The organism is Sphingobacterium sp. UBA7249 (assembly GCF_002472835.1).
GTDB classification, from domain to species: Bacteria; Bacteroidota; Bacteroidia; order Sphingobacteriales; family Sphingobacteriaceae; genus Sphingobacterium; species Sphingobacterium prati.
Map to the genome: position 1 here is coordinate 200,995 of NZ_DKST01000025.1, position 12,811 is coordinate 213,805.

Genomic DNA, 12,811 nt, shown 5'->3' on the forward strand with positions numbered 1-12,811 from the left:
GCTTCCTATTTTATGCTTCAACTAATTTTTGACGAATGACATTTTTGTATTCTCTAGGGAATACTTTAATAAATTTATTTTTCTCCCGAGCCCAGTTTTGTAAGATGAAATCTGCTCTACGGCTATTGGTCAGTAAGACGTGACGTTTCAATAAGGCAATAATTGCTGTTTCATCTTCACTTTCCAATGGATCCAGATCCACCATCTCTTGGTTGCAGTTTTCGCGGAAGTCATCGTTGATGTCGTAAATCCAGGCGATACCACCGCTCATCCCAGCAGCAAAATTACGACCTGTTGCGCCAAGGATCAGCGCACGGCCACCGGTCATATATTCACAACCGTGGTCGCCTACTCCCTCGACTACAGCAGTAGCTCCAGAGTTACGGACAGCGAAACGCTCTCCTGCTTGCCCATTAACAAATAGGTGCCCAGATGTAGCTCCGAACAGCGCTACGTTGCCGATGATGATATTGTCTTCAGGTACCAGACCGCTTTCCGTTACCGGGTAAATGGCCAACTGCGCACCTGACAAGCCTTTACCAACATAATCATTGGCTTCGCCCTGCAATTCAAAAGAGAGTCCTTTTGTCGAAAAGGCGCCAAAGCTCTGACCTGCGGATCCCTCAAATTTGAAATTGATGGTATTGTCCGGTAAGCCCTCAGATCCATAAAGCTTAGAAATCTCATTGGAGAGCATGGTCCCAATGGTACGGTCTGTATTTTTTACTTTGAAAGTTCCAAAAACCGGAGTCTTGCTTTCTAAAGCTAATTTGGACTGTTTCAATAGTCCCCAGTCCAAAATCATGCCCATACCATGATCCTGTTCCTCGGTATTGTATAATGATTGTCCTGGTTCATTGCGTTCAACATAAAGGATATCGGTAAAGTCGATTTTCTTCGCTTTCCAATGGTCGATGTTCTCCCGTTTTTTGAGGAACTGCGCTCGGCCAACCATCTCGTTGATGGTGCGGAATCCAAGGTATGCCATGGTCTCGCGCACTTCTTCGGCAAGGAAGGTGAATAGATTGACAATATCTTCCGGTTTTCCCGAAAAGAGTTTACGCAACTCTGGATCCTGTGTTGCTACACCAACCGGACATGTATTTAAGTGACACTTGCGCATCATGATACAACCTCCAGCGACCAAGGCAGCTGTGGAAACACCCCATTCTTCGGCGCCTAATAATGTAGCAATGACAATGTCTCTGCCTGTTTTTACCTGACCATCGGCCTGTAAGACCACACGGCTCCGTAGCTTGTTTTTCACAAGAGTCTGGTGTGCCTCGGCAAGACCGAGTTCCCAAGGTAAGCCAGCATGTTTGATCGAACTGATCGGTGAAGCACCTGTTCCGCCATCAAAACCTGCGATGAGGATAACGTCAGCATGTGCTTTGGCTACACCTGCGGCAATCGTTCCTACACCTGCTTTAGATACTAATTTTACATTGATCCGCGCTTGGCGGTTCGCATTCTTTAAATCGAAGATCAACTGCGCCAAATCTTCAATGGAGTAAATATCGTGATGCGGTGGCGGAGAAATCAGACCGACACCAGGAGTAGAGTGTCTGGTTTTTGCGATCCAGGCATCCACTTTAGGCCCCGGTAATTGACCACCTTCGCCCGGTTTGGCACCCTGAGCCATTTTGATCTGTAACTCATCGGCCTGCGTCAGGTAATTGGATGTCACACCAAAACGTGCAGAAGCGACTTGCTTGATCGCTGAACGCATGGAGTCTCCATTTGGAAGCGGCTGGTAACGCAATTCGTCTTCTCCACCTTCACCGGTGTTTGATTTTGCACCAATGCGGTTCATTGCAATAGCAAGTGTACTATGCGCTTCGTGAGAGATCGAACCAAAGGACATCGCCCCGGTAGCGAAGCGTTTTAAAATCTCACTTGCAGGCTCAACTTGCTCCAATGGAATAGAATTGCGGTGTTTGGCAAAATCCAATAGTCCACGAAGGGTAAACATATGTTCTTTCTGTGCGTTGATCTTGGTCGCATACTTTTTATACGTGGCATAATCTCCGGTCCGGCATGCTTGTTGCAATAAGTGAATGGTATCAGGATTCCACAAGTGACCTTCGCCACGGCGTTTCCATTGATAGATACCACCTTCCGGCAATAGGTTCTGTGGTGTACGACTTTTTTCAAATCCACGCCAGTGTTTAGATAAGGCCTCTTTAGCCAGATCATCCAGCGTCATACCACCGATACGGGATACTGCGCCACAGAAGAATTTATCAACAACAGACTTGTCGATACCAAGTACCTCAAAAATCTGTGCTCCGTGATAGGATTGCAAAGTTGAAATCCCCATTTTGGAGAAAATTTTCAACAAACCATTGTTGACGGCTTTCACGTAGTTTTTGGAAAGTTCAGGCCAAGTAAGTTCAGTATCCAAGGTGTTTTGTTCCTTCATGGTACGGATAGTTGCCAGCGCCATGTAAGGATTTATCGCTGTAGCACCAAAAGCTAATAGACATGCAAAGTGGTGTACCTCCCAAGCATCGCCGGCTTCGACGACTAGTCCTACAGCACCACGGTTACCGGTTTTGATCAAGTGGTGGTGCACTGCTGATACGGCAAGCAAAGAAGGAATAGCCGCATGTTTGGAATCTATGGCACGATCCGAAAGTATCAATACCTGAAACCCATCACGTACAGCATCATCGGCATATCTGCATAGACGCTCTAAACCTGCTTCCAGCGAACCCGGCTTTCCGTCCGAACGGAAATAGGACTGAATGGTTTTTGCCTGAAACAATCCGGTATCAATAGAACGTAATTTTTCAAGCTCTTTGGATGTTAAGATCGGATGTGGCAAGGTTACGCAGTGACAGAATTTTTTGTCCTCGATCAGGATATTTCCGGCATTACCAATAAAGGTTGCTAAACTCATGACCAAACGCTCACGAATTGGATCGATTGGTGGGTTGGTTACCTGCGCGAAAAATTGCTTAAAGTAACTTGAGATATGTTGTGGCTGATCGGAAAGAATAGCGAGCGGAACATCCGAACCCATAGAACCAGTTGGTTCGTATCCGGTCAATGCCATTGGTGTTAGGATTGTTTCGAGATCTTCCCGTGAAAAGCCGAATGTCTTTTGGTATTTGAAAACAGATTCTTTGGAAAGATAGGTATAGGTGACCCGAGGTTCTTCCAGTTCTTCTAACTTGATTTTATAGTTGTCCAACCAATCACTATAAGGCTGTTGGTTGATCAATTGATCTTTTACCTCGTTGTCCGTCAAGATACGGCCTTGCTCCATATCGACGAGGAATATCTTGCCTGCTTGTTGGCGGCCTTTTTTAATAATGGTGGATTCTTCGATTGGAAGTGCTCCGGCTTCAGAAGCGACAACAACACGATCATCCGAAGTCACAGCATAGCGCAATGGCCGCAGACCATTGCGATCCAGTGTGGCACCGATATGTTTACCATCGGTAAAACAAAGTGCTGCCGGACCATCCCAAGGTTCCATTAAGGTTGCATGATATTCGTAGAATGCACGTTTCAGTGGATCCATTTGGGTGTTGCCATCCCAAGCTTCTGGTACCAACATCAACATGACGTGGGTCAGACTACGGCCACTGTGTAAAAGCAGTTCGGCAACATTGTCAAGACAAGCTGAATCCGATTGGCCGCGATCAACGACAGGAAGCAGAATTTCCATTTCCTCTTCGGTGAAATAAGGCGACGAAAGTGCACGCATTCCGGCATAAAACCAATTGAGGTTACCCGTTAGGGTGTTGATCTCACCGTTGTGCGCCAACATGCGGAAAGGTTGTGCAAGTGACCACGACGGAAAAGTATTGGTTGAAAAACGCGAGTGAACTAATCCAAACGCAGATACAACACGAGGATCGCGAAGATCCAGATAATATGTGCCGACTTGGTAAGTTGTTAATTGACCTTTGTAAATGATTGTTTTGCAAGAAAGCGATGCAAAGTAAAGTGGGAGAGGGTATTCTTGTTGTTGTTTAACTTTTTGAATGATCAGGCGACGTAGAACAAAAAGCTTGCGTTCAAATTCTTCCGTGTTTGAAACTCCGTCCGGTCTGCTAACAAAAAATTGGACAATTTCAGGTTCGGCACTGAGCGCTGTTGGTCCAATACCTTCACGATTGACTGGTACTGGACGGTAGCCAAGGAATTTCATACCCCTTTCGGCTGCCGCTTCCTCAATCAAATCTCGGCATATTTTGTTCATGGCTTCCTCTTTAGGAAGAAAAACCATTCCTGTTCCATAATAACCAGGTTCCTCCAACTGTATTCCTAAATTGATACATTCTTCCCATAAAAATTCATGTGGTAGCTGAATCATGATACCGGCTCCGTCTCCGCTTTCGGGGTCACAGCCGCAGGCGCCACGATGCTCCATGTTCTCCAACATGGTCAAAGCGTCCTTTACTTGTGCGTGTGATTTATTCCCTTTGATATGGGCGACAAAGCCTACTCCACAGGCGTCATGCTCAAAATTAGGGTCGTAAAGGCCCTCCGTTTTCGGTCTTTGTTGAATCATCTTTCCTTTTCAAATATTATACTTTGCTAATATAGGAATAAAAATGATAAAAATTATAAATATTTTAATAAAAATGTATTTGTTTTGATTTTATCATTTCTTTTTATCTGTTTTATTACGGATATCGTATTTATTGTTTAGGGGTATTATCATGCTTTTCTATACGCTAAAAATGCATCATTTGGCGATAAAATTTTGCTAGATATAGAAAAACGATCGTGGGATTACAATAATATATATAAATTAGGCAAAGTATTGCACATCGTTGTGCTACATCAAAGACTTAACTGAAAACAAGATGAAAATTACTGAAATAGAAATCTACAGACTAAGTATACCGATGGAGCCTTTTGTTATAGCAACTGGAACCATGGATTATGCCCAAAATACGTTTATCCGCATCCATACCGATACTGCGATCTATGGCGTAGGTGAATGCTCTGCATTCCCCATGATCGTTGGGGAAACACAGGATACGTGTTTGGTATTAGCACGTGATTTTGCCAAGATCTGGAAGGAAAAAGATCCTTTGGAAATGGAAGAACGTCTAGCAGAACTGGATCTATATATCGCTGGTAATAAGACGATCAAATCTGCCTTTGATATGGCTCTGCATGATTTGGCCGCGAAACATGCTGGTTTACCTCTTTATCAATTTTTAAAAGGAACCAAAAGGGAGATAACCACGGATATAACACTAGGGATCGCCTCTCCGGAAGAGATGGCGTTGAAGGCAAAACGTTTGCAGGATGAGGGGGCAGTTATGTTGAAGGTCAAACTGGGAAAGGATCCAAAAACCGATGTGGCACGTATTCGAGAGATTCGTAAAACTGTGGGGTTTGAGATGCCTATCCGAATCGATGCGAATCAAGGGTGGTCGTATGAAGAGGCTGTAGTTGCTTTGCAGGGGCTAGAGCCTTTTAAAATCCAATTTTGTGAACAGCCTATGCGGACATGGGATGATGAATTGTTGCCCCAATTGCGTACAGAGACGATCGTACCCATTATGGCGGATGAGTCAGTTTATTCTCATCATGATGCTGAAAGGCTTTGCAAAGCGGATGCCTGTGATTATATCAATATTAAGTTTTCGAAATCGGGCGGTATTCAGGAAGCCTTGAAAATCAATAAGGTCGCAGCTGAGTACGGCATTAACTGTATGATTGGTGGAATGCTGGAATCTCGCTTGGCGCTGGCCGCTAAAGTCCATTTTGCTTATGCAGCCTCAAATGTCAAATTTTTTGATCTAGATACCTGTATGGTTGGCCACTTGCAAGATCCTGTTGTTGGTGGAATTCAATATGACGGATATAAAATTAATATTTCGGACGAACCAGGTATCGGTGCAGATATCGACCAGGCATTTTTAAATGACTGTGAAAAGTGGGTTATTTAACCTTAGTGCAAGCGTATGAATAGTATGAACTGGGGCATCGGTGGTCAGGAGATTGCCGTCCTTATTGTTATTGTGATTTTTTTGGTAGCTGCCTATTTCTTCTTCTCGAAACTGCTGAAAAAGTAAATAAGTGCCCTTTTTTTCCCTATGGTTTTATAGAAAAGGAGTTATACAACTTATTACACAGTTTTAAAACTGAAAAATAAGTTGTATAACTGAAAGATAAGTTATACCTTCATGTTATGGAAGAACTAACGAAAAAAGAAGAAGAGGTTATGCAGGCTGTCTGGCAACTGAAAGAGGTCTTTGTCAAAGACATTATCACGTATCTGGATCCGACCAATTCAATACCCTATAATACAATCTCCTCGATTGTAAGGATACTGGAAAAGAAGGGTTATGTAGGCTATAAGGCTTTTGGAAAAACGTATCAATATTATCCCTTGATTTCGAAAATGCAATACAGAAAATTTTCATTTTCAAGAGTAATGGATAACTATTTCGACGACTCAGTCGAAAATCTCCTGTCTTTTATGGTAAAGGAAAAGAAACTTTCGGCTGAGGACATCCAGAAGATAGAGCAGCTCATCAAAAAGAACGAAGATCATGAATAATTTACTTTACTATTTATTTGAAGTCAACTGCAGCCTCATGTTGGGCGCGGCTCTTTATTTTCTGGTGATCAAACGCCTTTCTTTTTTCCAATGGAATCGTTATTATTTGATCGGAATTTGTTTGTTGAGCTTCCTATTGCCATTTGGTAAAGTCCGTATAGGGGAAATATTCTTTTCGTCAATAACAACTTCGCCAGTGATGGCGCAAACCGAACAGATATTAAATTCTGTAAAAGTAGACCGTCATTTAATGATGGAAGAGGAAATGAGCGATTCGCTGTGGAACTCGTTTTCGACTGGATATTATGTTGCATACTTTTATCTGTTTGTGGCGCTTCTATTGTTATTTCGTTTTACTGTTCGTTACATGACATTAAGTAGAAAAATTAGGCGGTTAGATCGATATGAACACAATGGATTTGTGGTTGTTGCGCCATTTGATCACTATGCAAATTGTTCTATACGGGATGTTATTGTCATGGACGAGGCCCTACTCAATACAAGTGAAGGGCAGCTGATTTTTGAACATGAGAGTCAACATATCTTATTCAGGCATTGTCAGGATAAATGGCTTATCGAAGTCTTTCGTTGTCTTTTCTGGTTGAACCCATTAATTTATTGGCTGCGTATGCAATTGTATTTAACGCACGAATACCAAGTCGATCGTGTGTTGGCAAAGAAGTATGGTAAAGGTAGGTATGCTCGCTTTTTGCTCGCTTTTTCACAGGAAGAAAAGCCCAGCGGATTGCAGAGCAGTTTGTTTAATAACCAGCATGAGCTGGTAGAACGTATTCAGGTCATGATGGCCAGACCATCGTCTGCCCGATCAAAATGGAAATATACATTGACTATTCCTGTCTTATGTCTTTCGCTATTATTTTATTCGTTTATCAATCCACCAAGGCGTTCGTGGTATTCCGTTTTTAATGCTGTAAAAGAAGGCGGTATGGAGACAATTGTCTTAGACCCGGGACATGGGGGGAAAGATGCCGGAGCCAAAGCCTTTTCTGGATTGACGGAAAAGTCGTTGACTTGGGAGACTTGTTTGCTTTTGAAGCAGGAATTAGAGCGTAAAGGATATAAAGTGGTGCTGTCGCGTGCAGGTGACGAGTTTAAAACGTTGAAGGAACGATCCAATTTGGAAGGGGATTTATTTCTTTCCATTCATTTTGATCGCATAGAAACAAAAGAGATGCTCCCGATTCGGATTTTGTACCAATCAGGGGTTACTAATAATGTGCTTGAACAGCATAATCATAGGTTTGCATCTAGCCTAGATCAGAAACTTCAACAAAATGGATTGCAGGTAATCAGGCCTCAGATTAGTACGAAACACGCTGTTCTACGTAATGCAAAAATACCTGCACTCTTACTTGATCTGGACAATATCAATGCCATTGATAAAAATGTGAAACTTGATTTTGTTCAAAAATTAGCCAATGCGATAGATCAGAGCTTCGATCATTAAGTTTTAACGGATAAAATAGCATGAGATTTAGGATACTATTATGGCTATCCCTGGGCTTGCCATGTCTTTTAATGGCGCAGGTAGGGCCGAAAAATACAGCGCAATCGCGGGATAGTGTCATATTGAAACCACTTGGTCTGGAGCCTCAAGAAATAGATACGGTTGAAGTAAAGAGAAACACACCACTTGAACAGCAACTTTTGGATCGTGTACGGATTAACCCGAGAAGCAATCCTGTTTTATTGAATGGGAATACATTTGATGTATTGAATAACATCCCGAGTTTACAGATCGATGAATTAGGGAACTTGGCTTTGCTTGGCAAAATGGGAGTGCTCATTACCATAGACGGTAAGCAAACTCACCTCACTGGGACGGCATTGATAAGCTACTTGAAATCTATACCGGCGACATCAGTAGCCAATATCGATTTGATGTCGATACCACCCGCAAAATGGAGTGCTGAAGGATATGCTGGAGTAATTGATATCAGGACAAAAAGGAATGTTTTGCAAGGAGTGAAAGGAACGGTGTTTTTGGGTGGATCTAAAGGCCGGCTGTGGAAATACAACAATGGAGTACTGATCCAGTATGGCGTAAAGAAATGGACCATCAACTCCGGTTTTTCAATTGCGCGGTCTTCCAATTATTTTGATGTCACTCGCGAACGTCAATTGGTAGAGGATGGAAATAGGATAAATATAATTACTCAGCACAACCAGGAAAATAATCATGCGCTAGACTTGAATGCACGAATAGGTGTAGATTATAGAATAAATAAGAATTCCTCGATCGAATTGAACTGGAATTTTCTTCAAAATAACTATAAAGAACGAGGGTATTATCAAGCCAGTTTTGTTAACACAGCTGATTTGCTCCAATCGAGCTCTTCGCTGAGCGACTTGCGTAATCCTGTCCATAAAAAAAGTGCTAATCTGCATTATGATTTCGCAAGTGAAAACAAAAAAACAGCCGTTCAATGGGACATTGATTATTTACAATATACAAGTAATAGACGACAGGAGTTAAGGACTGCGATCGTGCAGAAAGGTGCTGACCTGCATAAAGAAGAGCAGCTGCTGTTTTCCGACAACCCATTTTATGTTGACCTCTTTGGAATAAAGGGCGATTTCCAACGGAAATTTGAAAAACGGTATACACTGGAATCGGGGTTTCAGGTAAACCGATCGGCACGTAGCTCGCATGGATATTATAAAAAAGGGGAAGCTGGTCAAGACCTGCAAAACGCAGACGTACTTGAAAATGCATTTAGACAAGTCGAGTATCTGGAAGCAATATATACAGATTTCCAAATAGAATTAAAACAGTGGGAATTTAAACTGGGATTAAGAACTGAATATTCGCAGTTTCATACCGAAATTAATGATGTGTATGTAGAACTGGGCAAGCGGAAACAAACTTTATATCTCTTTCCGACTTTATTTGGCATTTACAGAATCAACAAAGAATCCAATAAGGCAATACAAATTGCCTATGGACGCAGGATCGTACGTCCCAACTATCAGGATCTGAATCCTGCAATATTCTTTTTTGATGCCAATACGAGTTACCGGGGCAATGCACATTTGGTACCACAACTGTCCGATAATATGGAACTAAAATATGTGCATGGTCAGCGTTGGAATATTGGCATAAGCTTCTTTAATCACCGAAATTATATAGCAATGATCCACCAACTTCATCAAAAGAATTATGCCCAGACTTATCAAAATATTGATGCTGTTCGGAGTGCTGCCATTTCCTTGAATGTGGGCCAGGAAATTTTTAAGAACTTAACACTATATGGCTTTGGTCAGACCCAATATATCCATTACAAAAATACGCCTGAAGGGCTAAATGACCTTTCGATTGATCGAAATCTTTGGTCTTTTCAGAGTAATTTGATGATACAGGTAAACCTGCCGTATAAATTGACAATAAATTGGACCAACTCGTATCGGACAAATGTTCTTTATACACAAACTATAATTAAACCCTTGTATCAAATGCATTTGGCGATCAACAAGCAATTCTCCAATAACATGAGTTTGGCTTTAACAGCGCGGGATCTGTTTCATACAAATGTTATGAAACGTGAAATTGTCGGAGAGCGATTCAGTATCCATTCTAAAACAATAAATGATTCACAAATTATTGGTTTAAATTTCAATTATACATTTGGGCTCTATCAGAAACAAAAAGCTAAAAAAACTTCGCTCGAAACGGAAGTTTCAAGAATGTAATTCTATTTATGGTTCTGGAATTCTTTTTACATTTGTTAAAAAATAAGCAGTCAATGGCTGTTTTGGTGGGAGAGGAAGCCTAAAATAGATAATATTCAGTACCTTTGCGATACTTATTATTTTATAAAAGTTAGAAAATATCATGAGTACTCAAAAAGGACCTATTTCTCAATTTATTGAGCATAATTACCGTCACTTTAACGCAGCGGCATTAGTAGATGCTGCAAAAGGTTACGAGGAACATCTTTTGGATGGTGGAAAAATGTTGATCTCCCTTGGAGGTGCAATGTCAACTGCCGAATTAGGTGTTTCTTTGGCAGAAATGATCCGTCAAGATAAAGTACACTTTATTTCTTGTACTGGGGCTAATTTGGAAGAAGATGTGATGAACCTCGTTGCTCACTCACATTACAAAAGAATCCCGAATTATAGAGATTTGACAGCGGAACAAGAAAGAGAATTATTGGATAACCACTACAACCGTGTAACAGATACTTGTATTCCAGAAGAAGAAGCATTCCGTCGTTTGCAGAAACATCTTGAAGATGTATGGCATGCCGCTGAAGCGAAAGGTGAGCGTTACTTGCCACATGAATTCCTATATCAGGTCGTTAATTCTGGTGTATTGGAGCAATACTATGAAATTGATCCAAAAGATTCATGGATTGTTGCTGCTGCTGAGAAAAATTTGCCTATTGTATGCCCGGGATGGGAAGATTCGACTACAGGTAATATCTTCGCGTCAAATGTGATCAAGGGTAAATTGAAAGCGAGTACCGTTAAATCGGGTATTGAGTACATGATTTATTTGACGGAATGGTATCGTAATAATTCGGCTGGTAAAGGTGTTGGTTTCTTCCAGATTGCTGGTGGTATTTCTGGTGATTTCCCAATCTGTGTCGTTCCGATGATGTATCAGGATTTAGAATGGGAAGAAGTACCTTTCTGGGCTTATTTCTGTCAAATTTCTGATTCAACGACTTCTTATGGTTCTTACTCTGGAGCGGTTCCAAATGAAAAAATCACTTGGGGTAAATTGGATATTGACACGCCTAAATTTATCGTAGAATCTGACGCGACAATCGTAGCGCCTTTGATTTTCTCTTATATCTTAGGACATTAATCTTTTCGATATAGAGAGGAGTGAGGAACAAAGAATTTGGCTCAGGCAAGTTCTTTATTCCTCGCTCCTTTTCTTTTACTCTTTTCTTGTTTATCTTTATTTCCTACTATTCCTTTTTGAACGATGAGCAATTTAACAACAGACAACCCCGTAGCCCTTCAAGCCTTGATGGATGAAACGATTTTTACCAATGGATCTGATTTTCAGGACGAGCTGGAGGTTGTATCCAAAGCGAAGGATACGGAATATATTGCTGTTGGAATTCCTTCAGATGATCTTTCTGCTAAACCCGCTGTTACAAACAAAAGCAATGGATTGAGCCCCATTGGCAGTGAAGAAAGGAATAATGGTCTTATCAATGAACTTGAAGTATTAGGTGGAGAATTTATTTATCAGGGTAATAAAGACCAAGGAGTACTTTTTATCTTGCGCTATGAACAATATCCTTATTTTTCTCCAGCAGCAGGTGAAGCATTTGAAAAAACGATTGGTGCTTTAAAGTTAACGAAGGAAACTGTGGCGGTGGTTAATTTAGCCAATGCGCATAATCCAAACGATTTTAAGCGGATTATGGCTTTTTTTCAACCTACAAAGATTATCTTATTGGGTGTGGAGCCTGCCTCGTTAAAGCTTCCTTCAATCGAACATAATTCGTATATGAAAGGGCGTATTGCAACGGTATTCAATACCTTCAGCTTTGAAGATATGTTTGCGGATACCAATAAAAAGAAGCTCTTTTGGAACGAATTTAAAACATTTATAGCTTCTTAATTTCAAAAAAGCTATAGCGCCAATCAGAATGCTTGCCATCTTTCTAAATAAGATTTTTTACTTTTGGCCAAATAAATTTGAAGACGATGCTAGAACTTGTATTTGCAACGAATAATGCCCATAAATTGAACGAAGTCCAAGCAATCGTAGGGGACGCTTTTATTATCAAAAGTTTGAACGATATTGATTGCCAAGATGATATTCCTGAAACAGGTGTTACATTTGAAGAAAACGCCCAGCAAAAAACAGACTATTTGGTCAACAAATATGGCCTTTATTGTTTTGGTGATGATTCAGGATTGGAGATAGATGCTTTAAATGGTGAACCGGGCGTGTACTCGGCACGTTATTCGGGCTCTAGGGATATGGAAAAGAATATTGATCTTGTGCTGGAAAAATTAGGCGATCATCCAAACCGTACGGCTAGATTCAAAACGGTTATTTCTTTATACCTGAATGAACAACAGCATTTTTTTGAGGGAAGTATCGAAGGCCAAATCATTAAAGAACGTAGGGGAGTGGATGGATTTGGTTATGACCCGATTTTTATCCCTGATGGCTACAACACAACTTTTGCTGAGATGAGCGCCCAAGAAAAAAACGCGATCAGTCATCGTGCGATTGCTGTCGGCAAACTTGCGGCTTATCTAAAAACAAAATAATGCTTAGAT

At 41.2% G+C, this 12,811-nt stretch carries 8 protein-coding genes; 7 read left to right on the forward strand and 1 reads right to left on the reverse strand.

Annotation, left to right across the window (positions count from 1 at the left end):
- Positions 1 to 10: 10 nt before the first annotated feature.
- A complete protein-coding gene (gene gltB, locus B4A24_RS17455; RefSeq protein WP_293946333.1) occupies positions 11 to 4,525 on the reverse strand; it encodes a glutamate synthase large subunit in 4,515 nt (1,504 codons plus the stop codon).
- Between the two features lie 298 nt (positions 4,526 to 4,823).
- Here gltB and B4A24_RS17460 point away from each other — a divergent pair, with 298 nt between their 5' ends.
- The 7 genes from B4A24_RS17460 to B4A24_RS17490 all read left to right on the forward strand — a co-directional run bounded on the left by B4A24_RS17460 (position 4,824) and on the right by B4A24_RS17490 (position 12,802).
- On the forward strand, positions 4,824 to 5,921 hold the full coding sequence (locus B4A24_RS17460; protein WP_293946334.1) for a mandelate racemase/muconate lactonizing enzyme family protein: 1,098 nt from the start codon (positions 4,824 to 4,826) through the stop codon (positions 5,919 to 5,921).
- A 242-nt stretch (positions 5,922 to 6,163) separates the two neighbouring features.
- The gene (locus B4A24_RS17465; RefSeq protein ID WP_293946335.1) at positions 6,164 to 6,535 is read left to right on the forward strand and encodes a BlaI/MecI/CopY family transcriptional regulator; all 372 of its coding nucleotides are present in this window, start codon (positions 6,164 to 6,166) and stop codon (positions 6,533 to 6,535) included.
- The gene (locus B4A24_RS17470; protein ID WP_293946336.1) at positions 6,528 to 8,003 is read left to right on the forward strand and encodes an N-acetylmuramoyl-L-alanine amidase; all 1,476 of its coding nucleotides are present in this window, start codon (positions 6,528 to 6,530) and stop codon (positions 8,001 to 8,003) included. Before B4A24_RS17465 ends, B4A24_RS17470 begins: the two co-directional genes overlap by 8 nt.
- Positions 8,004 to 8,023: 20 nt before the next feature.
- Positions 8,024 to 10,246, forward strand: a complete 2,223-nt coding sequence (locus B4A24_RS17475) for an outer membrane beta-barrel family protein (protein ID WP_293946337.1) — start codon at positions 8,024 to 8,026, stop codon at positions 10,244 to 10,246.
- Positions 10,247 to 10,388: 142 nt separating this feature from the next.
- Complete coding sequence (locus B4A24_RS17480; RefSeq protein ID WP_046674101.1) at positions 10,389 to 11,369, forward strand: deoxyhypusine synthase family protein; 981 nt, start codon at positions 10,389 to 10,391, stop codon at positions 11,367 to 11,369.
- A gap of 123 nt (positions 11,370 to 11,492) precedes the next feature.
- On the forward strand, positions 11,493 to 12,140 hold the full coding sequence (locus B4A24_RS17485) for a hypothetical protein (RefSeq protein WP_293946338.1): 648 nt from the start codon (positions 11,493 to 11,495) through the stop codon (positions 12,138 to 12,140).
- Between the two features lie 86 nt (positions 12,141 to 12,226).
- A complete protein-coding gene (locus B4A24_RS17490) occupies positions 12,227 to 12,802 on the forward strand; it encodes a non-canonical purine NTP diphosphatase (protein ID WP_293946339.1) in 576 nt (191 codons plus the stop codon).
- Positions 12,803 to 12,811: the final 9 nt, after the last annotated feature.